Below are 22,076 nucleotides of genomic sequence, written 5' to 3'. Positions count from 1 at the left end.
TAGAGGTGTAAGATGGCTCACATCGAGAAACAAGCTGGCGAACTGCAGGAAAAGCTGATCGCGGTAAATCGCGTATCTAAAACCGTTAAAGGTGGTCGTATTTTCAGCTTCACCGCACTGACTGTAGTGGGTGATGGCAACGGCCGCGTTGGTTTTGGTTACGGTAAAGCTCGCGAAGTTCCAGCAGCGATCCAGAAAGCGATGGAAAAAGCCCGTCGCAATATGATGAATGTCGCGCTGAACAACGGCACCCTGCAGCACCCAGTTAAAGGTGCTCACACGGGTTCTCGTGTGTTCATGCAGCCAGCTTCCGAAGGTACCGGTATTATTGCCGGTGGTGCAATGCGCGCCGTTTTGGAAGTTGCAGGGGTTCACAACGTATTGGCTAAAGCCTATGGTTCCACTAACCCGATTAACGTGGTTCGTGCAACGATTGATGGTTTGGCCAATATGAAGTCCCCGGAAATGGTCGCTGCCAAGCGTGGTAAATCCGTTGAAGAAATTCTGGGGTAATGACCGTGGCAAAGACTATTAAAATTACTCAAACCCGTAGTGCAATCGGTCGTCTGCCGAAACATAAGGCGACACTGCTTGGCCTGGGTCTGCGTCGTATTGGCCATACAGTTGAACGTGAGGATACTCCTGCGGTTCGCGGTATGGTCAACGCGGTTTCCTACATGGTTAAAGTAGAGGAGTAACAGATGCGTTTAAATACTCTGTCTCCGGCCGAAGGTGCTAAACACGCACCGAAGCGTTTAGGTCGTGGTATTGGTTCTGGCCTGGGCAAAACCAGTGGTCGTGGTCACAAAGGTCAGAACTCTCGTTCTGGTGGTGGCGTACGTCGTGGTTTTGAAGGTGGTCAGATGCCTTTATATCGTCGTCTGCCGAAATTCGGTTTTACTTCTCGCAAAGCGATGATCACGGCAGAAGTTCGTCTGTCTGATTTAGCTAAAGTAGAAGGCGACGTGGTTGACCTGAATACGCTGAAAGCCGCTAATGTTATTGGCATTCAGATTGAGTTCGCGAAAGTGATTCTGTCTGGTGAAGTTGCTCGTCCGGTAACGATTCGTGGTCTGCGTGTCACTAAAGGTGCTCGTGCTGCTATCGAAACTGCTGGCGGTAAAATTGAGGAATAAGTAGCAGATGGCTAAGCAACCAGGATTAGATTTTCAAAGTGCTAAAGGCGGAGTTGGTGAACTGAAGCGCAGACTTTTGTTTGTTATCGGTGCGCTAATTGTTTTCCGTATTGGCTCTTTTATCCCAATTCCTGGTATTGATGCCACTGTGCTTGCCAAATTGCTTGAACAGCAGCGAGGCACCATCATTGAAATGTTTAACATGTTCTCTGGTGGTGCTCTCAGCCGTGCTTCTATCTTTGCACTGGGTATTATGCCGTATATTTCGGCGTCGATTATTATCCAGTTGCTGACGGTGGTTCATCCCGCGTTGGCTGAAATAAAGAAAGAAGGGGAAGCTGGCCGTCGTAAGATTAGCCAGTATACCCGCTACGGTACCTTGGTATTGGCTATATTCCAGTCGATCGGTATTGCTACCGGTTTGCCGAATATGCCTGGAATGCAAGACTTGGTGATAAATCCAGGTTTTGCTTTCTACTTTACCGCTGTTGTGAGCCTGGTTACTGGGACAATGTTCCTGATGTGGCTGGGAGAACAGATTACGGAACGTGGTATCGGTAACGGTATCTCGATCATAATCTTCGCTGGTATTGTTGCGGGACTACCGCCGGCCATTGGCCATACCATCGAGCAAGCTCGGCAAGGCGACCTGCACTTCCTCCTGTTGCTGTTGGTTGCAGTTTTAGTGTTTGCAGTAACCTTCTTCGTTGTTTTCGTTGAGCGTGGTCAACGTCGTATCGTCGTTAACTATGCAAAACGTCAACAGGGGCGTCGTGTTTATGCAGCACAGAGTACGCATTTACCGCTGAAGGTGAACATGGCTGGGGTTATCCCTGCAATTTTCGCCTCCAGTATTATTCTGTTCCCAGCCACGATTGCATCTTGGTTTGGGGGCGGTACCGGTTGGAACTGGCTGACAACTATTTCGCTCTATTTGCAGCCCGGACAACCGCTTTATGTGTTACTCTATGCGTCTGCAATCATCTTCTTCTGTTTCTTCTACACTGCGTTGGTTTTCAACCCGCGCGAAACAGCAGATAACCTGAAGAAGTCCGGTGCATTCGTGCCAGGAATTCGTCCGGGAGAGCAAACGGCGAAATATATCGATAAAGTGATGACTCGCCTGACTCTGATTGGTGCGATGTATATTACTTTTATCTGCCTGATCCCGGAGTTTATGCGTGACGCAATGAAAGTACCTTTCTATTTCGGGGGTACATCTTTATTGATCGTTGTTGTCGTCATCATGGACTTTATGGCTCAAGTGCAAACTCTGATGATGTCGAGTCAATATGAGTCTGCATTGAAGAAAGCAAACCTGAAAGGCTATAACCGTTAATTAGGTGAGCTTGAGAAGTTACGGAGAGTAAAAATGAAAGTTCGTGCTTCCGTCAAGAAATTATGTCGTAACTGTAAGATTGTTAAGCGTAACGGTGTCGTTCGTGTGATCTGCAGTGCCGAGCCGAAGCATAAACAGCGTCAAGGCTGATTATCTCGCATATTTTTCTTGCAAAGTTGGATTGAGCTGGCTAGATTAGCCAGCCAATCTTTTGTATGTAGCTGCAACATTATTTGAGTATCCTGAAAACGGGCTTTTCAGAATGGTGTTGCTGTATAAAATTGTAGGAGTGCATAGTGGCCCGTATAGCAGGCATTAACATTCCTGATCATAAACATACCGTTATTGCGTTAACGTCGATTTTCGGTATCGGTAAAACCCGGTCGCAGGCTATTTGTGCTGCAACAGGGATTGCCGAAGATGTTAAGATCAGTGAGCTGTCTGAAGAGCAAATCGATAAGCTGCGTGACGAAGTTGCCAAGTTTGTTGTAGAAGGTGATCTGCGTCGTGAAGTTACCCTGAGCATCAAGCGTCTTATGGACCTTGGTACTTATCGTGGTTTGCGTCATCGTCGTGGTCTGCCGGTTCGCGGTCAGCGTACCAAGACTAACGCCCGTACCCGTAAGGGTCCGCGCAAACCGATCAAGAAATAATCGGGGTGATTGAATAATGGCAAAGGCACCTATTCGTGCACGTAAGCGTGTAAGAAAGCAAGTCTCTGACGGTGTGGCTCATATCCATGCTTCTTTCAACAACACCATCGTAACCATTACTGATCGTCAGGGTAATGCGCTGGGTTGGGCAACTGCCGGTGGTTCCGGCTTCCGTGGTTCTCGTAAATCTACGCCGTTCGCTGCTCAGGTAGCTGCAGAACGTTGCGCAGAGGCCGTGAAAGAGTACGGTATTAAGAACCTGGAAGTTATGGTTAAAGGACCTGGTCCGGGCCGTGAGTCTACTATCCGCGCATTGAACGCGGCTGGTTTCCGCATCACTAATATTACTGATGTGACTCCGATCCCTCATAACGGTTGTCGTCCGCCGAAAAAGCGCCGCGTATAACGCCGCTTTTAGGATTGTTGGAGAAAGAAAATGGCAAGATATTTGGGTCCTAAGCTCAAGCTGAGCCGTCGTGAAGGCACCGACCTGTTCCTGAAGTCTGGTGTTCGTGCGATCGATTCCAAGTGTAAAATTGAACAAGCTCCTGGCCAGCACGGTGCGCGTAAACCGCGTCTGTCTGACTATGGTGTACAGTTGCGTGAAAAGCAAAAAGTTCGCCGTATCTACGGTGTTCTGGAGCGTCAGTTCCGTAACTATTATAAAGAAGCAGCACGTCTGAAAGGCAACACAGGTGCAAACCTGCTGCAACTGCTGGAAGGTCGTCTGGATAACGTTGTTTATCGTATGGGTTTTGGTGCCACTCGTGCTGAAGCACGTCAGATGGTAAGCCACAAAGCTATCATGGTAAACGGTCGCGTTGTTAGCATCGCTTCTTATCAGGTATCCCCGAATGACGTAGTCAGCATCCGTGAGAAAGCTAAAAAGCAATCTCGCGTGAAAGCCGCTCTGGAGCTGGCTGAACAGCGTGAAAAGCCAACTTGGCTGGAAGTTGATGCTGCCAAGATGGAAGGTGTGTTCAAACGTATTCCTGAACGTACCGATCTGTCTGCGGACATTAATGAACACCTGATCGTCGAGCTTTACTCCAAGTAAAGCTTAGTACCAAAGAGAGGACACAATGCAGGGTTCTGTGACAGAGTTTCTAAAACCGCGCCTGGTTGATATCGAGCAAGTGAGTTCGACGCACGCCAAGGTGACCCTTGAGCCATTAGAGCGGGGCTTCGGCCATACTCTTGGCAACGCACTGCGCCGTATTCTGCTTTCATCCATGCCAGGTTGCGCGGTGACCGAGGTTGAGATTGATGGTGTACTGCATGAGTACAGCACCAAAGAAGGCGTACAGGAAGATATCCTGGAAATCCTGCTCAACCTGAAAGGGCTGGCGGTGAGAGTTCAAGGCAAAGATGAAGTTATTCTTACCCTGAATAAATCTGGCATTGGCCCTGTGACTGCAGCCGACATCATCCATGATGGTGATGTCGAAATCGTCAAGCCGCAGCACTTAATTTGCCACCTGACCGATGAGAACGCATCTATTAGCATGCGTATCAAAGTTCAACGTGGTCGTGGTTATGTGCCGGCATCTGCCCGTATTCATACGGAAGAAGATGAGCGCCCAATCGGTCGTCTGTTAGTTGATGCTTGCTACAGCCCTGTAGAGCGTATTGCCTACAATGTTGAAGCAGCTCGTGTAGAACAGCGTACTGACCTGGACAAGCTAGTCATCGAAATGGAAACCAATGGCACGATCGATCCTGAAGAGGCGATCCGCCGTGCGGCTACCATTCTGGCTGAACAACTTGAAGCTTTTGTTGACTTACGTGATGTTCGTCAGCCAGAAGTTAAAGAAGAGAAACCAGAGTTCGATCCGATTCTGCTGCGCCCTGTTGACGATCTGGAATTGACTGTCCGCTCTGCTAACTGCCTTAAGGCAGAAGCTATCCACTACATCGGTGATCTGGTACAGCGTACCGAGGTTGAGCTGCTCAAAACGCCTAACCTTGGTAAAAAATCTCTTACTGAGATTAAAGACGTACTGGCTTCCCGTGGTCTGTCTCTGGGCATGCGCCTGGAAAACTGGCCACCGGCAAGCATTGCTGATGAGTAACCAGATCACAGGTTAAGGTTTTACTGAGAAGGATAAGGTCATGCGCCATCGTAAGAGTGGTCGTCAACTGAACCGTAACAGCAGCCATCGTCAGGCTATGTTCCGTAACATGGCTAGTTCTTTGGTTCGTCATGAAATCATCAAGACGACCCTGCCGAAAGCGAAAGAGCTGCGTCGCGTTGTTGAACCGCTGATTACTCTTGCCAAGACCGACAGCGTTGCTAATCGTCGTCTGGCATTCGCCCGTACTCGTGATAACGAGATCGTGGCAAAACTGTTTAATGAACTGGGCCCGCGTTTCGCGAGTCGTGCCGGTGGTTACACTCGTATTCTGAAGTGTGGCTTCCGTGCTGGTGACAATGCGCCGATGGCATACATCGAGCTCGTTGATCGCTCAGTTTCGCAGACAGAAGAAGTGGCTACTGCAGAGTAATCTGTAAGAGCATAAAAAAACCGGGGAAACCCGGTTTTTTTATATCTGAAATAAGTCATGCTTTCGCATAAATGTACATGGTAAGCAACTACCTGTGTCTGAGTGAACTGAAAAATACATCCCACCTGTTCTCATCTACCCATTTCGACTATATACTCTGCACGTTTTATTGATGTACATACCAACCCGAGTTCCTTAGGAGTAATGATGACCACATATCGCCATAAACGTGGGAAAATCCAGGACAACGCCATTGAGGCATTGCTACATGACCCACTGTTTCGCCAACGAATTGAAGTGAATGAGAAAGGGAAAGGAAGTTATCGTAGAAAAGAGAAGCACATGAAGAAAGGTAACTGGGAGGCCAGTGGTAAGCAATCAAATGATTATTTACCTCTGGCCTTTCTACTTTCTGCTTAACGATACTGAGTCTAAGCAGAAACTCAATTCTTACTGTCTAGTCTGTTGTTCTTTTAGTAAGTCGCGAATTTCAGCTAAGAGCTTTTCTTCTGCGCTAGGTTTTGGCGGTGCTGCAGGGGTATCTTCCTGTTTACGACGCATTTTATTCATAAGCTTGATCGCTATAAAAATCGCGAAAGCGACGATGACAAAGTCGAAAATATTCTGGATGAAAGCGCCATAATTCATGACGACGGCAGGAATTTCGCCTTGTGCATCACGAAGAATAAGGCTGAATTGTTTAAAATCGACACCACCAATCAAAAGCCCAAGTGGCGGCATAATAATATCTGATACCAGAGAAGAGACGATTTTGCCGAAAGCTGCACCAATAATGACACCCACCGCCAAATCGACAACGTTGCCACGCATGGCAAACTCTCTGAATTCTTTAATGATGCTCATATCCGTTCTCCTTGCCAAAATTTATAAATTAATTCTAACCAATAGCCGTATCTTTGCCAGATTATCGATTAGTAATAAAGCTGTTCCCACATTATAAAAAGAAGGGACTCGGTTGAAATAGACGTTCAACATCAGGCACAAATTTCTTGTCAGCCAAGAACATGATGACATGATCACCTTGTTCAATTTTGCTATTTGCGTTGGCAATGATGACATCATCACCGCGAACGATTGCACCGATGGTCGTGCCGGGTGGAAGCTTAATATCTTCGATCATTCTGCCGACAACTTTCGATGTGCCCTCATCTCCATGGGCGATGGCCTCGATTGCTTCGGCTACACCACGACGTAAAGAGGATACACTAACAATATCCGCCTTACGGACATGGCTGAGTAGCGCAGAAATTGTTGCCTGCTGTGGGGATATTGCGACATCGATGACGCTGCCCTGAACCAGATCGACATAAGCCCGACGCTGGATAAGGACCATTACTTTTTTCGCGCCCATGCGTTTAGCCAGCATAGCTGACATAATATTCGCTTCGTCATCGTTGGTAATGGCGATGAATACATCGATCTGCTCGATATGCTCTTCGGCGAGGAGTTCTTGATCTGAAGCATCGCCGTGGAATACGACCGTATTTTGCAGAAGCTCAGCCAGTTCCACAGCTCGGTCTGCATTTCGTTCTATCAATTTTATGCTGTAGTCTTTTTCTAACCGCTGCGCTAATCCTGCACCGACGTTCCCGCCACCAACGATCATGATCCTTTTATACGGTTTTTCAAGGCGCTGCAGTTCGCTCATCACCGCACGAATATGCTGTGAAGCGGCGACAAAAAACACTTCATCTCCGGCTTCGATAATGGTGGAACCCTGCGGACGAATCGGGCGATCGTGACGAAAAATAGCCGCAACGCGGGTATCCACGTGAGGAATGTGTTCACGGAGAGAGGTGAGCGCATTACCGACCAGTGGGCCACCATAGTAGGCGTTAACTGCCGCAAGACTCACTTTGCCTTCAGCGAAGTTGACGACCTGAAGTGCTCCAGGATATTCGATCAGTTTGTAAATGTTATCGATCACTAACTGTTCCGGGGAGATCAGGTGATCAATGGGAACCGCTTCTGGTAAAAACAGCTGTTCTGATTCACGGATGTATTCAGCGGCACGAATGCGCGCAATCCGGTTTGGTGTTTTGAAAAGAGAATAAGCAATCTGGCAGGCTACCATATTCGTTTCATCTGAATTGGTAACGGCGACCAGCATATCAGCATCTTCTGCTCCCGCTTCACGCAGCACTCGTGGATGAGAGGCATAGCCTGTAACGACACGCAGGTCAAATTTATCCTGAAGCTGGCGTAACCGATTTGCATCAGTATCAACGACAGTGATGTCATTGTTTTCACCCGCTAAATTTTCCGCCAGTGTTCCGCCGACCTGACCCGCGCCAAGAATGATAATTTTCATAATAAGCCATGCCGTTTATTGATTGCTGTCTGTTGCAGACAATACTGGGTTCAATATCAGTTTTTTACCAGCTTCGCATAAAAGAAACCATCACCACCATCGGCATGGGGAAGCATCTGTATACCCGGCATTTCTCTTGCTCCTGTATCGACAAGCGTTGCATCGGTATGGCGAGTCAAGAAATCAGCAACTTGTTGGATATTTTCTTGTGGCAGAATAGAGCAGGTAGCATAGACCATCGTGCCGCCTGTTTTGAGATGTGGCCAGATGGCATCAAGAATTTCTTTTTGCAATGCCACTAGCTCCTCGATGTCTCTGTCTCGGCGCAACCACTTAATATCAGGATGACGGCGAATCACACCAGTGGCTGAGCATGGAGCATCCAACAGAATGCGATCAAATACACGTCCTTCGCACCATGAATCGGGGTAACGTCCATCACCTTGTTTTACTTCGGCATGCATTTGTAGCCGCAGTAAATTTTCTTTTACCCGACCTAAACGTGTTTCATCTACATCGACAGCGAGTACATGAGATTTTGGTGCCGCTTCTAAAATGTGTGTCGTTTTTCCGCCAGGAGCAGCGCAGAGATCGAGGATCTGTTCGCCATCCTGTGGATCGAGCCAATAGACGCAACCTTGAGCCGATGCATCCTGTACCGTTGCCCACCCTTGCGAAAATCCTGGCAATTGATCGACCGCACAGGGAGCAGCAAGTCGTACCGCATCGCTGTATTCAGCATGAGGAAATGCTTCGATTCCCTCTTGCTCTAACAAGTTTAAATACGCTTCACGTGTGTGGTGTAATCGATTCACACGTAGCCACATTGGTGGGCGTTGATTATTCGCCTCAACGATGTTTTGCCAGTGATTTGGATAGGCACGCTCAATGCGCGCCAGCAGCCAGCCTGGATGCAGGTAGTGAGATGAGTGAGTTGCCTCACGTTGAATCAGTTCTTCCTGCTGACGCTGAAATTGGCGTAATACGCCATTAATCAGTCCTTTGAGCTGTGGCCGCTTTAATGCGACGGCACCTTCTACTGTTTCTGCCAAGGCCGCATGTGGCGGGATCCGAGTGTAATGTAGCTGGTAGATGCCGACCATGATGAGGTAGTGCAGCGTGCGTTGTTTACCCGTCAGAGGTTTAGCCATCAGTTGTTGAATACACCATTCCAATTGCGGTAAAACGCGTAATACGCCGAAGCAAAGCTCTTGCAAAAGTGCGCGATCTTTATCGGAGACTTCACGCTGATGAACAGGTAATAAGGCACTGAGTGATTGTCCCTGATCCAGAACCTGTCCCACCACTTTTGCGGCAATACTGCGTAGATTGTATGAGCTTTTCATGTGTTAGCGATGACGTATACGTAAAAGAGAGAGGATATACCGGCATGGTGCCGGTATGAAAAATAGATTAGTCCAGTGTATTACCGGGAACGAACCACTCACGACGTGAGTTAAGCAGATCCTGCGCGCCCATGACTTTTTTGCCTGCGGGCTGCAATTCCTGAATATTCAAGATGCCATCTGCTGTTGCTACCTGAATGCCCTGCTTGTCTGCCTGTATGATTGTACCAGGCTGTGAGCCATGTGCTTTGGCGATGACTTCAGCTTTCCAGACTTTCACTGGTTGTTCATCTACGATGAAATAGCTGACTGGCCAAGGATTAAAAGCACGAATACAGCGCTCAAGCTGCTCGGCAGATAACTGCCAGTTGAGACGGGCTTCTTCTTTGCTGAGCTTTTCTGCATAGGTGGCAAGGGCATCATTTTGTGTTTCAGCAACAGCGCTGCCATCAGCAAGCTGCTCCAGCGTTTCCAATAAGCCACGTGGGCCCAGCTCAGCAAGTTTATCGTACAACGTTGCACTGGTATCCTGTGGCAGTATTGGGCACGAAATTTTATGCAGCATTGCGCCAGTATCGAGTCCAACATCCATTTGCATGATCGTCACGCCGGTTTCACTATCCCCAGCCCACAATGCACGCTGAATGGGGGCCGCGCCGCGCCAGAGAGGCAACAGAGAACCGTGAACATTAATGCAGCCAAGGCGAGGCATGGATAACACGGGCTGCGGCAGAATTAAGCCGTAGGCGACAACGACCATAACATCGGCATTTAACGCCTGAACCATCGCTTGATTTTCTTCCGGCCGCAGAGATTTAGGCTGGAAAACGGGGATATTATGCTGCTCTGCCAGTACTTTTACCGGACTGGGAGTGAGCTTGTTGCCCCTGCCTGCTGGACGATCGGGCTGGGTGAAAACGCCAACGATTTCATGGCCCGATGATAAAAGCGCGTCGAGGTGACGCGCAGCAAAGTCAGGGGTTCCGGCAAAGATTATGCGTAAAGAATCAGACACGGTGCTTCCTGTCAGGATGAAAATTATCGGGCTCGACTATTCTGCTTAGCCAGTTTTTCCAGTTTTTGACGAATGCGCTGGCGTTTAAGCGGGGAAAGGTAATCGATAAACAGTTTCCCAACCAGATGGTCCATTTCATGCTGAATACAAATGGCGAGTAGCTCGCTTGCTTCAAGTTCGAACGCCTTACCTTCACGATCCAATGCGCGCACTTTCACATGCTCTGCACGAGGAACCAGCGCGCGCGTTTCAGGGATCGACAGGCAACCCTCTTCGATGCCCGTATCGCCGCTCTTTTCAATCAGCTCGGGATTGATCAGCACCAGTCGTTGGTCTCGTTCTTCAGAGACGTCGATAACAATAATACGCTGATGAATATCCACCTGTGTCGCAGCCAGCCCAATACCTTCTTCTTCGTACATGGTATCGAACATATCATCCACGATACGTTGAATATCTGCATTGACTTCTTTTACGGGTTGCGCAGTGATGCGGAGCCGCTCGTCTGGAAAATGTAATACCTGCAAAACTGCCATATATGTTTAGATCTGTATCTGAATAGTGAGAGAGTCTTAGCCCTCATTCTAGACATTTCCTGCCCCGATTGACAGCATCGGCACTGAATTGCAGCACTTATCTGAACAGGGCGGAGTAAGGGACACCGATGCGATCAATGGAAATCTGGCTACGTATGACGGGCGTACGGCATCTGGGGGTCAGACGTGCTTGGGCGATTGTCAGAAAGCTTATTGACTTAAACTCGTTCGATAATGAGGTTTTGGGGGCGTTAGGCCTGTCTGCTACTCAAATAGCCCAATTCTGTTCCTATGATCGTAAGATCCTGGAAGAAACTCTCAACTGGTTGTCTCATCCTAATCATCATATCGTGACGTGCGAAGATGCCTTATATCCTTTTCTGTTGAGCAATATTCGTGATTTTCCGCTTCTGCTCTTTGTTTCTGGTTCTCCTGAGTTACTGGCATCGCCACAAATATCGATTATTGGTAGCCGGGGGAGTAGTGCTTACGGTGAACGCTGGGGATGCTTTTTCGCTCAAGAGCTTGCCGCGAATGAACTCACGGTGACAAGCGGGCTAGCGATTGGCATTGATGGTATTGCTCATCGTGCTGCTTTGGATGCGGGAGGGCTAACCATTGCGGTGCTGGGAAGCGGGCTGAAGAATGTTTATCCCAAGCGGCACGCTAAGCTTGCCGAACGTATTTGTGGCGGTGGTGGCGCGTTGGTCTCCGAATTTCCCCTCGCGATGCCGCCTTTCCCAACCAACTTTCCCAGAAGAAACCGCATTATCAGCGGGCTAGGGCTGGGTGTTCTGGTCATTGAAGCGACTATCCGCAGTGGGTCGTTGGTCACTGCGCGTTATGCTTTGGAGCAAGGACGGGAAGTTTTTGCTCTGCCGGGGCCGATTGGTAACCCGATGACTGAGGGAACACACTGGTTGATCCAGCAAGGAGCCAGCCTGGTTACACATCCGAAAGATATTCTTGAGCAGTTGGTGAGTGAGTTACAGTGGCTGCCGATGGAAAGCGGGCAAACTATTTCTAACGAAGAAGAGGATGGCGAATTGCCATTTGCCGATGTGTTGGCTAACGTAGGAGATGAGGTTACACCTGTTGACGTTGTCGCTGAACGTGCCGGCCAACCTGTGCCAGAGATAGTCACTAAGCTATTAGAGCTGGAGTTAGCAGGATGGATCGCAGCAGTACCCGGCGGCTATGTCCGATTAAGGAGGGCAGGCCATGTTCGACGTACTCATGTACTTGTTTGAGAGCTACATCCACAATGAAACTGAAATGCGTGTCGATCAGGATACGTTAACTGATGACCTCACCCGCGCTGGATTCCATCGTAACGATATTTATAGCGCGTTGAGTTGGTTGGAGAAACTGGCCGATATTCAGGAAGGGCAGACTGCGCCGCTTTATTTAGCGAACGATCCTCTGGCTATACGGATCTATACGCAGGATGAGGCGCTGCGTCTTGATGCGGAATGTCGTGGCTTTTTATTGTTCCTTGAGCAAATTCAGGTTCTGAACCTTGAAACGCGGGAAATGATTATTGAACGCGTCATGGCGTTGGAAACGCAGGAATTTGATCTGGAAGATCTGAAGTGGGTCATTCTCATGGTGCTTTTCAATGTACCTGGTTGTGAGAATGCTTATCAGCAAATGGAAGAATTACTCTTTGAGGTCAATGACGGTTATGTGCAATAGCCAGAGGAATAACAGTTCGAATGGCTAAGCCTGCACTGTTTGCTGAAAAAAAACAGGAAATGTGTCCAGACTGTGGGTCAGTGCTGGTTATCCGTTCTGGTCGGCACGGCCCATTTCTTGGCTGTTCTGCGTATCCAGAATGTGAGTTCATTCGCCCGCTGAAAGCACAAGCTGATGGACATATCGTCAAAGTGTTAGATGGGCAGCAATGTCCGCTTTGTCAGTCGACCCTAGTCTTACGGCAAGGCCGTTATGGGATGTTCATCGGCTGTGGCAATTACCCTGAATGCCATCATACCGAGACTATCGATCGCCCTGATGATACGGAGATTCGATGTCCACAGTGTAATGAAGGCACGCTGTTGCAGCGTAAATCTCGCTACGGCAAGGTGTTTCATTCTTGCGATCGCTATCCCGATTGCCAGTTTACGTTAAACCATAAGCCGATAGCGGGTGAATGCCCTTCTTGCCATTACGCTTTATTGTTTGAGAAAAAAACGGCACAAGGCATCAAGCTATTTTGTGCCAGTAAATTATGTGGAAAACCGATAGCGGCAGAAGTTGATAAGAATGAGTGATGTGTCTGATGAACTAATGATTCCCATTTTGCGGGAGTTACATAACGAGCAGGTTATTGCGTACCCGACTGAAGCGGTATTTGGGTTGGGCTGCGATCCTGATAGTGAAGTGGCGGTGAATCGCCTGCTGGCGTTAAAACAGCGCCCCTGGCAAAAAGGGTTGATCCTGATTGCGGCAGATTTTAGCCAACTGGTTCCTTATATTGATGACAGTGCGTTATCCGATGAGCAGAAAGCGGTGATGTTTTCCACATGGCCAGGTCCGGTTACTTGGGTATTGCCAGCAAAACGCACGACCCCGCAGTGGTTAACGGGGCAATTTGCTTCACTTGCGGTGCGCGTTAGCGACCACCCATTAGTCAAGGAACTGTGCCAGCGTTACGGTAAACCGTTGGTATCGACCAGTGCCAATTTAAGTGGTCAACCGCCTTGCCGCACGGCTCAGGACGTTTCTCTACAGTTTGGTGATGATTTTCCTGTGCTAGTTGGGGATGTCGGCGGAAGAATGAACCCATCAGAAATTAGGGATGTATTAACAGGCGAGCTTATTCGTCAAGGGTAACGACAAGTTGGAGAGGAACGTGTCTGAAGTAACGTCTTTTGCGGTTTTTGGCAATCCGATTGCGCATAGTAAATCACCTCGCATACATGAGCTATTTGCTGCACAGACGGGGATAACGTTGACGTACCAGCGCGTGTTGGCGCCTCTGGATAATTTTGAGCAGATGCTGCGCCAGCATTTTCGTGATGGTGCTGGTGGGGCGAATGTGACTGCGCCCTTTAAAGAGCGGGCTTTTGCAGAAGCCGATGAGTGTAGCGAGTGTGCCACGCTTGCGGGGGCGGTCAATACATTGAAGAGATTGAGTGACGGCCGCCTGTTGGGTGATAATACCGATGGCATCGGTTTGCTCAGCGATCTGCAACGATTGGCGCTGGTGAAACCGTTGGATCGTGTTTTGTTGGTTGGTGCGGGCGGCGCGGCGCGGGGTGTTATCCAACCTCTGCTGGCTTATGGCTGTTCCGTCGTACTGACGAATAGGACCTTTTCCAAGGCCGATGCCTTAGCTAAGATCTTCTGTGACATTGGTGATATTAACGCTGTTGCTCTAGATGATTTACAGGGTCAGTCGTTCGATCTGATCATCAACGCCACATCTTCTGGTATGTACGACAGCGTTCCTAACTTACCGACAGAACTCATTTCGCCGGAAACGTGCTGTTATGACATGTTTTACCTGCCGCAACTGACACCATTTTTGTCATGGTGCGTACAGCATGGTGCCCGCCATTATGCAGATGGTTTGGGAATGCTGGTGGGGCAAGCGGCACATGCGTTTAAACTTTGGCATGGTGTTATGCCGGATGTGGAGCCAGTTATTGCTTTGCTAAAGCAGGATCTTGCTAAATGAACCAAGCGATCCAGTTTCCCGATCGTGAAAGCTGGGATGATAAGGTAAGGGCGATCCGCTTTCCTGTTTTAGTGAATGGCTTTCAGCAGGAATGCTTAGTGAACGCTGAGCTGCTCCAGCAACGTTATGGTGGTGATAGCCCTGAACGGTGGCTGGCACTGTTCAGGGAATATCGATGGGATCTTGAAGATGAACTGGAACAAATGATCGCTGCTGAAGAATGGGATGATGAAGGCTGTTACTCGTTGTCCTGAGCAAGGTATTCATCTTTCCAGCGAACGTAGTTGTTTGCCGAGTAAATCAATCCCTCTATTTCTTCTTGTGTGAGTGGCCGAATTTTTTTGACTGGGCTGCCGAGGTATAGATGTCCCTTCTCTAGCCGTTTTCCTGGGGGAACTAAGCTACCTGCACCAATCATGACATCATCTTCAACAATTGCTCCATCCAGGAGTATTGATCCCATTCCGACCAGAACCCGATTTCCTATTTGGCAACCGTGCAGCATCGCTTTATGGCCCACCGTGACGTCTTCACCAATAATAAGCGGATTACCTTCTGGCTTTTTCTCTGAGCAGTGGGTGACATGAAGTACAGAACCGTCCTGAACATTACTCCTTGCACCAATAGTAATGTAGTTAACATCGCCTCGTATGGCGACAAGGGGCCAGATGCCGACATCATCGCCTAGTGTTACCTTGCCAATCACCACGCTGGAATGATCGACCATGACCCTTTTGCCTAAAACGGGAGAAATACCGTTATAACGACGGAATGTTTTTGCACTCATCGACAACCTCGTAGTTATTTGCCACATACTGATTATTCGTTATTAGACAAAATATCGACAGATATGGGATGTCGGCAACTGAAAAGTGGCGTGGATCGAGTAAGATCTCATCGAAAGGGTCGAAAAACACGCGAACAGAAAAAAAGATCAAGAAAGTTGTTGTGTAACGAAAACGGATCCCTATAATGCGCCTCCATCGACACGGCGCTGTGAACACACAACAGGGTCGATAAAGAAAGAGAAAGCACTTTAAAATTTAATCAGACAGGCTCTTTAACAATTTAATCAGACAATCTGTGTGGGCACTCACAAGACCGTATCTTAACGATATAAAAAGTCTTGAAGAGTGAACAACAGTAAATTCATTACGAATAAACAGTTACTAATTCTTTGAGCATCGCTGACGAGTTCAGCAAATCAAACAAATCTTAAATTGAAGAGTTTGATCATGGCTCAGATTGAACGCTGGCGGCAGGCCTAACACATGCAAGTCGAGCGGTAGCACAGGGGCTGTCTCTGGGTGACGAGCGGCGGACGGGTGAGTAATGTCTGGGAAACTGCCTGATGGAGGGGGATAACTACTGGAAACGGTAGCTAATACCGCATAACCTCGCAAGAGCAAAGAGGGGGACCTTCGGGCCTCTCGCCATCAGATGTGCCCAGATGGGATTAGCTAGTAGGTGAGGTAATGGCTCACCTAGGCGACGATCCCTAGCTGGTCTGAGAGGATGACCAGCCACACTGGAACTGAGACACGGTCCAGACTCCTACGGGAGGCAGCAGTGGGGAATATTGCACAATGGGCGCAAGCCTGATGCAGCCATGCCGCGTGTGTGAAGAAGGCCTTCGGGTTGTAAAGCACTTTCAGCGGGGAGGAAGGCGGTAAGGTTAATAACCTTGTCGATTGACGTTACCCGCAGAAGAAGCACCGGCTAACTCCGTGCCAGCAGCCGCGGTAATACGGAGGGTGCAAGCGTTAATCGGAATGACTGGGCGTAAAGCGCACGCAGGCGGTCTGTTAAGTTGGATGTGAAATCCCCGGGCTTAACCTGGGAACTGCATTCAAAACTGACAGGCTAGAGTCTTGTAGAGGGGGGTAGAATTCCAGGTGTAGCGGTGAAATGCGTAGAGATCTGGAGGAATACCGGTGGCGAAGGCGGCCCCCTGGACAAAGACTGACGCTCAGGTGCGAAAGCGTGGGGAGCAAACAGGATTAGATACCCTGGTAGTCCACGCTGTAAACGATGTCGATTTGGAGGTTGTGCCCTTGAGGCGTGGCTTCCGGAGCTAACGCGTTAAATCGACCGCCTGGGGAGTACGGCCGCAAGGTTAAAACTCAAATGAATTGACGGGGGCCCGCACAAGCGGTGGAGCATGTGGTTTAATTCGATGCAACGCGAAGAACCTTACCTACTCTTGACATCCAGAGAATTTGCTAGAGATAGCTTAGTGCCTTCGGGAACTCTGAGACAGGTGCTGCATGGCTGTCGTCAGCTCGTGTTGTGAAATGTTGGGTTAAGTCCCGCAACGAGCGCAACCCTTATCCTTTGTTGCCAGCGATTCGGTCGGGAACTCAAAGGAGACTGCCGGTGATAAACCGGAGGAAGGTGGGGATGACGTCAAGTCATCATGGCCCTTACGAGTAGGGCTACACACGTGCTACAATGGCGTATACAAAGAGAAGCGACCTCGCGAGAGCAAGCGGACCTCATAAAGTACGTCGTAGTCCGGATTGGAGTCTGCAACTCGACTCCATGAAGTCGGAATCGCTAGTAATCGTAGATCAGAATGCTACGGTGAATACGTTCCCGGGCCTTGTACACACCGCCCGTCACACCATGGGAGTGGGTTGCAAAAGAAGTAGGTAGCTTAACCTTCGGGAGGGCGCTTACCACTTTGTGATTCATGACTGGGGTGAAGTCGTAACAAGGTAACCGTAGGGGAACCTGCGGTTGGATCACCTCCTTACCAAAAAGATGTGTGTTGCGTGAAGTGCTCACACAGATTGTCTGATGAAAATACTGAGCAAGCGCACCTGTTGATGTCATGAGTGTAGACTCATGCTGACGCGAGCGTGCCGGGTTTATGACCTGGTGCGGATTTTTCGTGTCCCCATCGTCTAGAGGCCTAGGACACTGCCCTTTCACGGCTGTAACAGGGGTTCGAATCCCCTTGGGGACGCCAATCCGATAATGAGTGAAAGACATTATCACGAATATCTTAAAGATGATTCTTCGGAGTCATGTTTACGATATTGCTCTTTAACAATCTGGAACAAGCTGAAAATTGAAACATGACAGCTGAACATGCATTGATGCCTGCGGGTATGAATGGCGTGTCAGTATGTTAATGAGTCTCTCAAATAATCGCAGCGCGAACAGTGACTTTGAGTTATCAAAGACACCTTCGGGTTGTGAGGTTAAGCGACTAAGCGTACACGGTGGATGCCTAGGCAGTCAGAGGCGATGAAGGGCGTGCTAATCTGCGATAAGCGTCGGTAAGCTGATATGAAGCGTTATACCCGACGATACCCGAATGGGGAAACCCAGTGTGTTTCGACACACTATCATGACATGAATACATAGTGTCATGAGGCGAACCGGGGGAACTGAAACATCTCATTACCCCGAGGAAAAGAAATCAACCGAGATTCCCCTAGTAGCGGCGAGCGAACGGGGAGGAGCCCAGAACCTGAATCAGTTTGTGTGTTAGTGGAAGCGTCTGGAAAGTCGCACAGTAAAGGGTGATAGTCCCGTACACAAAAATGCACAAGCTGTGAGTTCGATGAGTAGGGCGGGACACGTGACATCCTGTCTGAATATGGGGGGACCATCCTCCAAGGCTAAATACTCCTGACTGACCGATAGTGAACCAGTACCGTGAGGGAAAGGCGAAAAGAACCCCGGCGAGGGGAGTGAAATAGAACCTGAAACCGTGTACGTACAAGCAGTGGGAGCCTACTTGTTAGGTGACTGCGTACCTTTTGTATAATGGGTCAGCGACTTATATTCTGTAGCAAGGTTAACCGTATAGGGGAGCCGCAGGGAAACCGAGTCTTAACTGGGCGTTAAGTTGCAGGGTATAGACCCGAAACCCGGTGATCTAGCCATGGGCAGGTTGAAGGTTGGGTAACACTAACTGGAGGACCGAACCGACTAATGTTGAAAAATTAGCGGATGACTTGTGGCTGGGGGTGAAAGGCCAATCAAACCGGGAGATAGCTGGTTCTCCCCGAAAGCTATTTAGGTAGCGCCTCGTGAACTCATCTTCGGGGGTAGAGCACTGTTTCGGCTAGGGGGTCATCCCGACTTACCAACCCGATGCAAACTACGAATACCGAAGAATGTTATCACGGGAGACACACGGCGGGTGCTAACGTTCGTCGTGAAGAGGGAAACAACCCAGACCGCCAGCTAAGGTCCCAAAGTCATGGTTAAGTGGGAAACGATGTGGGAAGGCATAGACAGCCAGGATGTTGGCTTAGAAGCAGCCATCATTTAAAGAAAGCGTAATAGCTCACTGGTCGAGTCGGCCTGCGCGGAAGATGTAACGGGGCTAAACCATGCACCGAAGCTGCGGCAGCGACACTTAGGTGTTGTTGGGTAGGGGAGCGTTCTGTAAGCCGTCGAAGGTGGCCTGTGAGGGCTGCTGGAGGTATCAGAAGTGCGAATGCTGACATAAGTAACGATAATGCGGGTGAAAAACCCGCACGCCGGAAGACCAAGGGTTCCTGTCCAACGTTAATCGGGGCAGGGTGAGTCGACCCCTAAGGCGAGGCTGAAAAGCGTAGTCGATGGGAAACAGGTTAATATTCCTGTACTCGGTGTTACTGCGAAGGGGGGACGGAGAAAGCTAGGTTATCCGGGCGACGGTTGTCCCGGTTTAAGCGTGAAGGTGGATGACTTTGGTAAATCCGGGTCATTGTTAACACTGAGGCGTGATGACGAGTCACTACGGTGATGAAGTAACCGATGCTACGCTTCCAGGAAAAGCCTCTAAGCTCCAGGTAACATCAAATCGTACCCCAAACCGACACAGGTGGTCAGGTAGAGAATACTCAGGCGCTTGAGAGAACTCGGGTGAAGGAACTAGGCAAAATGGTGCCGTAACTTCGGGAGAAGGCACGCTGATGGTAGGTGAAGTGACTTGCTCATGGAGCTGAAATCAGTCGAAGATACCAGCTGGCTGCAACTGTTTAATAAAAACACAGCACTGTGCAAACACGAAAGTGGACGTATACGGTGTGACGCCTGCCCGGTGCCGGAAGGTTAATTGATGGGGTCAGCCGCAAGGCGAAGCTCTTGATCGAAGCCCCGGTAAACGGCGGCCGTAACTATAACGGTCCTAAGGTAGCGAAATTCCTTGTCGGGTAAGTTCCGACCTGCACGAATGGCGTAATGATGGCCAGGCTGTCTCCACCCGAGACTCAGTGAAATTGAACTCGCTGTGAAGATGCAGTGTACCCGCGGCAAGACGGAAAGACCCCGTGAACCTTTACTATAGCTTGACACTGAACCTTGAGCCTTGATGTGTAGGATAGGTGGGAGGCTTTGAAGCGTGGACGCCAGTCTGCGTGGAGCCAACCTTGAAATACCACCCTTTAATGTTTGATGTTCTAACGTGGACCCGTGATCCGGGTTGCGGACAGTGTCTGGTGGGTAGTTTGACTGGGGCGGTCTCCTCCCAAAGCGTAACGGAGGAGCACGAAGGTTAGCTAATCCTGGTCGGACATCAGGAGGTTAGTGCAAAGGCATAAGCTAGCTTGACTGCGAGAGTGACAGCTCGAGCAGGTGCGAAAGCAGGTCTTAGTGATCCGGTGGTTCTGAATGGAAGGGCCATCGCTCAACGGATAAAAGGTACTCCGGGGATAACAGGCTGATACCGCCCAAGAGTTCATATCGACGGCGGTGTTTGGCACCTCGATGTCGGCTCATCACATCCTGGGGCTGAAGTAGGGTCCCAAGGGTATGGCTGTTCGCCATTTAAAGTGGTACGCGAGCTGGGTTTAGAACGTCGTGAGACAGTTCGGTCCCTATCTGCCGTGGGCGTTGGAAGATTGAGAGGGGTTGCTCCTAGTACGAGAGGACCGGAGTGAACGCACCACTGGTGTACGGGTTGTGATGCCAATTGCATTGCCCGGTAGCTAAGTGCGGAAGAGATAACCGCTGAAAGCATCTAAGCGGGAAACTTGCCTCGAGATGAGTCTTCCCTGGGCACTAGATGCCCCTGAAGGGCCGTTGAAGACGACGACGTAGATAGGCTGGGTGTGTAAGCGTAGCGATACGTTGAGCTAACCAGTACTAATGACCCGAGAGGCTTAACCTTACAACACCGAAGGTGTTTTGTGGGCGACTCAGAGATTTTGATTTTAGCTTGTTCAGAGATTGGTTCTGATGGTTGTGTGACACAAAAAGTGGAACATAACGGTTGGAATGAAACAGAATTTGCCTGGCGGCGATAGCGCGGTGGTCCCACCTGACCCCATGCCGAACTCAGAAGTGAAACGCCGTAGCGCCGATGGTAGTGTGGGGCTTCCCCATGTGAGAGTAGGGAACTGCCAGGCATCAAACAAGTGGAAAGCCCTCGTCGAAAGACGAGGGCTTTTTAGTGATCCTGAGGCGCTTAAACGTATTCAGCAGAAGTAACACTGATGAGGCATACTCGGTTTCGTGAAACATTTTCACCTTATGCGCTGAGCGCTCGACATTAGAACAAAAACTCGCTATCTTCGGGCATCTGGATGTCTAAACGTTTAAACGTATGCTTTGAGGATATAAGGTTATGCCAATTCGGGTTCCTGATGAGTTACCAGCCGTCAATTTTCTGAGGAATGAGAACGTCTTTGTGATGACGTCCTCGCGTGCTAAAACGCAGGAAATTCGTCCCCTCAAAGTGCTGGTTCTGAACCTGATGCCTAAAAAGATCGAGACTGAAAACCAGTTTCTGCGCCTGTTATCCAACTCCCCCTTACAGATCGATATCCAGCTGTTGCGTATCGATAGTCGTGAATCAAAGAATACGCCGGCTGAGCATTTGAATAACTTCTACTGCGATTTTGACGACATCCAAAACGAAAATTTTGATGGCTTGATTGTGACTGGCGCACCGCTGGGATTAGTCGATTTCTGCGATGTTGTTTATTGGCCACAGATCGCACGTGTCATAGAGTGGGCAAAAGAGCATGTTACCTCCACACTATTCGTGTGTTGGGCTGTGCAGGCTGCTCTCAATATCCTCTACGGCATTCCCAAGATGACTCGCAAGGAAAAGCTATCCGGCGTTTACCTACATCAAACGTTGCAACCCCACGCTTTGCTGACCCGCGGCTTTGATGAAACGTTCCTGGCACCACATTCGCGCTATGCAGATTTCCCCGCTGATGTGATTCGGCAGCATACGGACTTAGAGATTCTGGTCGAGTCGGAGCAGGCCGGAGCCTATCTGTTTGCCAGCAAAGATAAGCGTCTGGCGTTTGTTACCGGACACCCTGAGTATGATGTCTTGACACTCGCGGGTGAGTTTTTCCGCGATTGTGATGCTGGATTGGATCCGGCCGTTCCGGTGAATTATTTCCCTGATGACAACCCTGAACTGGCACCGAAAGCGAGCTGGCGTAGCCACGGTCATCTGCTTTTTGTTAACTGGCTGAATTACTATGTTTACCAGATTACGCCTTACGATTTACGCCGGATGAACCCTACGCTGGACTAACCTCATTCTCCTTCTTTTCTCTAAGGCACCTTTT

Annotated in this window: 24 protein-coding genes, 1 tRNA gene and 3 rRNA genes; 22 read left to right on the top strand and 6 right to left on the bottom strand. The window is 49.4% G+C overall.

The window, feature by feature from the left end:
• Window positions 1-12 precede the first annotated feature (12 nt).
• The 11 genes from rpsE (at window position 13) to HP572_RS17460 (ending at window position 6,053) form a co-directional block, all read left to right on the top strand.
• Window positions 13-513 carry a 30S ribosomal protein S5 gene (rpsE, locus tag HP572_RS17510; RefSeq protein ID WP_005970257.1) on the top strand — a complete coding sequence of 167 codons (501 nt, stop codon included), beginning with the start codon at window positions 13-15 and terminating at the stop codon, window positions 511-513.
• A 5-nt stretch (window positions 514-518) separates the two neighbouring features.
• Window positions 519-698 (top strand): 50S ribosomal protein L30, encoded by a 180-nt coding sequence (rpmD, locus tag HP572_RS17505; protein WP_004846568.1) that lies wholly within the window; start codon window positions 519-521, stop codon window positions 696-698.
• A 3-nt stretch (window positions 699-701) separates the two neighbouring features.
• Complete coding sequence (gene rplO, locus HP572_RS17500) at window positions 702-1,136, top strand: 50S ribosomal protein L15 (RefSeq protein WP_010286086.1); 435 nt, start codon at window positions 702-704, stop codon at window positions 1,134-1,136.
• A 7-nt stretch (window positions 1,137-1,143) separates the two neighbouring features.
• Entirely contained in the window at window positions 1,144-2,475 is a 1,332-nt protein-coding gene (gene secY / locus HP572_RS17495; RefSeq protein ID WP_010286083.1) for a preprotein translocase subunit SecY, read from the top strand.
• Between the two features lie 33 nt (window positions 2,476-2,508).
• On the top strand, window positions 2,509-2,625 hold the full coding sequence (gene rpmJ, locus HP572_RS17490) for a 50S ribosomal protein L36 (protein WP_002227352.1): 117 nt from the start codon (window positions 2,509-2,511) through the stop codon (window positions 2,623-2,625).
• A 146-nt stretch (window positions 2,626-2,771) separates the two neighbouring features.
• Complete coding sequence (rpsM, locus tag HP572_RS17485; RefSeq protein WP_010286058.1) at window positions 2,772-3,128, top strand: 30S ribosomal protein S13; 357 nt, start codon at window positions 2,772-2,774, stop codon at window positions 3,126-3,128.
• A gap of 16 nt (window positions 3,129-3,144) precedes the next feature.
• Entirely contained in the window at window positions 3,145-3,534 is a 390-nt protein-coding gene (rpsK, locus tag HP572_RS17480; RefSeq protein ID WP_002919257.1) for a 30S ribosomal protein S11, read from the top strand.
• A gap of 30 nt (window positions 3,535-3,564) precedes the next feature.
• Window positions 3,565-4,185 (top strand): 30S ribosomal protein S4, encoded by a 621-nt coding sequence (rpsD, locus tag HP572_RS17475; RefSeq protein WP_010286047.1) that lies wholly within the window; start codon window positions 3,565-3,567, stop codon window positions 4,183-4,185.
• Between the two features lie 25 nt (window positions 4,186-4,210).
• Window positions 4,211-5,200 carry a DNA-directed RNA polymerase subunit alpha gene (gene rpoA / locus HP572_RS17470; protein ID WP_005970247.1) on the top strand — a complete coding sequence of 330 codons (990 nt, stop codon included), beginning with the start codon at window positions 4,211-4,213 and terminating at the stop codon, window positions 5,198-5,200.
• 40 nt (window positions 5,201-5,240) lie between these two features.
• On the top strand, window positions 5,241-5,633 hold the full coding sequence (rplQ, locus tag HP572_RS17465) for a 50S ribosomal protein L17 (protein WP_005970246.1): 393 nt from the start codon (window positions 5,241-5,243) through the stop codon (window positions 5,631-5,633).
• Between the two features lie 207 nt (window positions 5,634-5,840).
• Window positions 5,841-6,053 carry an alternative ribosome-rescue factor A gene (locus HP572_RS17460; RefSeq protein ID WP_010286032.1) on the top strand — a complete coding sequence of 71 codons (213 nt, stop codon included), beginning with the start codon at window positions 5,841-5,843 and terminating at the stop codon, window positions 6,051-6,053.
• 30 nt (window positions 6,054-6,083) lie between these two features.
• Here the strand turns inward: HP572_RS17460 and mscL are convergent, their stop codons facing one another.
• The 5 genes from mscL to def all read right to left on the bottom strand — a co-directional run bounded on the left by mscL (window position 6,084) and on the right by def (window position 10,862).
• Window positions 6,084-6,497, bottom strand: coding sequence for a large-conductance mechanosensitive channel protein MscL (gene mscL / locus HP572_RS17455; RefSeq protein WP_014916810.1), 414 nt, complete (start codon window positions 6,495-6,497; stop codon window positions 6,084-6,086).
• Window positions 6,498-6,588: 91 nt separating this feature from the next.
• Window positions 6,589-7,965: a Trk system potassium transporter TrkA gene (gene trkA, locus HP572_RS17450; RefSeq protein WP_010304922.1), complete on the bottom strand. Its 1,377-nt coding sequence runs from the start codon at window positions 7,963-7,965 to the stop codon at window positions 6,589-6,591.
• 56 nt (window positions 7,966-8,021) lie between these two features.
• Window positions 8,022-9,311 carry a 16S rRNA (cytosine(967)-C(5))-methyltransferase RsmB gene (rsmB, locus tag HP572_RS17445; RefSeq protein WP_240583871.1) on the bottom strand — a complete coding sequence of 430 codons (1,290 nt, stop codon included), beginning with the start codon at window positions 9,309-9,311 and terminating at the stop codon, window positions 8,022-8,024.
• 67 nt (window positions 9,312-9,378) lie between these two features.
• Window positions 9,379-10,326, bottom strand: coding sequence for a methionyl-tRNA formyltransferase (fmt, locus tag HP572_RS17440; RefSeq protein ID WP_240583870.1), 948 nt, complete (start codon window positions 10,324-10,326; stop codon window positions 9,379-9,381).
• A gap of 23 nt (window positions 10,327-10,349) precedes the next feature.
• Window positions 10,350-10,862 (bottom strand): peptide deformylase, encoded by a 513-nt coding sequence (gene def / locus HP572_RS17435; protein ID WP_014916807.1) that lies wholly within the window; start codon window positions 10,860-10,862, stop codon window positions 10,350-10,352.
• A gap of 128 nt (window positions 10,863-10,990) precedes the next feature.
• Here def and dprA point away from each other — a divergent pair, with 128 nt between their 5' ends.
• Genes dprA through HP572_RS17405 form a run of 6 tightly spaced genes read left to right on the top strand, consistent with a single transcriptional unit; the run spans window position 10,991 to window position 14,798 of the window.
• Window positions 10,991-12,112, top strand: coding sequence for a DNA-protecting protein DprA (gene dprA, locus HP572_RS17430; RefSeq protein WP_240583869.1), 1,122 nt, complete (start codon window positions 10,991-10,993; stop codon window positions 12,110-12,112).
• The gene (locus HP572_RS17425) at window positions 12,084-12,557 is read left to right on the top strand and encodes a DUF494 family protein (RefSeq protein WP_205554347.1); all 474 of its coding nucleotides are present in this window, start codon (window positions 12,084-12,086) and stop codon (window positions 12,555-12,557) included. The genes dprA and HP572_RS17425 overlap by 29 nt, the downstream gene beginning before the upstream one ends.
• A 20-nt stretch (window positions 12,558-12,577) precedes the next feature.
• Complete coding sequence (locus tag HP572_RS17420) at window positions 12,578-13,135, top strand: type I DNA topoisomerase (RefSeq protein ID WP_240583868.1); 558 nt, start codon at window positions 12,578-12,580, stop codon at window positions 13,133-13,135.
• On the top strand, window positions 13,128-13,697 hold the full coding sequence (gene tsaC, locus HP572_RS17415) for an L-threonylcarbamoyladenylate synthase type 1 TsaC (RefSeq protein WP_240583867.1): 570 nt from the start codon (window positions 13,128-13,130) through the stop codon (window positions 13,695-13,697). The genes HP572_RS17420 and tsaC overlap by 8 nt, the downstream gene beginning before the upstream one ends.
• Before the next feature lie 19 nt (window positions 13,698-13,716).
• Window positions 13,717-14,544 (top strand): shikimate dehydrogenase, encoded by an 828-nt coding sequence (gene aroE / locus HP572_RS17410; RefSeq protein ID WP_240583866.1) that lies wholly within the window; start codon window positions 13,717-13,719, stop codon window positions 14,542-14,544.
• Window positions 14,541-14,798 carry a DUF1488 domain-containing protein gene (locus tag HP572_RS17405; RefSeq protein WP_240583865.1) on the top strand — a complete coding sequence of 86 codons (258 nt, stop codon included), beginning with the start codon at window positions 14,541-14,543 and terminating at the stop codon, window positions 14,796-14,798. Before aroE ends, HP572_RS17405 begins: the two co-directional genes overlap by 4 nt.
• On the opposite strand, the gene HP572_RS17400 is transcribed toward HP572_RS17405, so the two are convergent.
• Window positions 14,783-15,331 (bottom strand): gamma carbonic anhydrase family protein, encoded by a 549-nt coding sequence (locus HP572_RS17400; protein ID WP_240583864.1) that lies wholly within the window; start codon window positions 15,329-15,331, stop codon window positions 14,783-14,785. The two genes, HP572_RS17405 and HP572_RS17400, sit on opposite strands and share 16 nt — an antisense overlap.
• 430 nt (window positions 15,332-15,761) lie before the next feature.
• Here HP572_RS17400 and HP572_RS17395 point away from each other — a divergent pair.
• From HP572_RS17395 to metA, 5 genes are all read left to right on the top strand, one after another.
• A 16S ribosomal RNA gene (locus tag HP572_RS17395) occupies window positions 15,762-17,299 on the top strand.
• A 140-nt stretch (window positions 17,300-17,439) separates the two neighbouring features.
• Window positions 17,440-17,515 (top strand) — tRNA-Glu (locus HP572_RS17390).
• 233 nt (window positions 17,516-17,748) lie between these two features.
• Window positions 17,749-20,656: ribosomal RNA gene (locus tag HP572_RS17385) — 23S ribosomal RNA — on the top strand.
• Between the two features lie 122 nt (window positions 20,657-20,778).
• Window positions 20,779-20,894 (top strand): 5S ribosomal RNA (gene rrf, locus HP572_RS17380).
• Together the 16S, 23S and 5S rRNA genes with 1 tRNA gene alongside form the textbook arrangement of a ribosomal RNA operon.
• A 218-nt stretch (window positions 20,895-21,112) precedes the next feature.
• Window positions 21,113-22,042 carry a homoserine O-succinyltransferase gene (gene metA / locus HP572_RS17375; protein WP_095992991.1) on the top strand — a complete coding sequence of 310 codons (930 nt, stop codon included), beginning with the start codon at window positions 21,113-21,115 and terminating at the stop codon, window positions 22,040-22,042.
• Window positions 22,043-22,076 lie beyond the last annotated feature (34 nt).

The sequence above is a fragment of the Pectobacterium sp. PL64 genome, from assembly GCF_022477975.1.
Lineage (GTDB): Bacteria > Pseudomonadota > Gammaproteobacteria > Enterobacterales > Enterobacteriaceae > Pectobacterium > Pectobacterium jejuense.
Note: the sequence above shows the minus strand (reverse complement) of the source record. Positions and strands in the feature narration are given on the sequence as shown.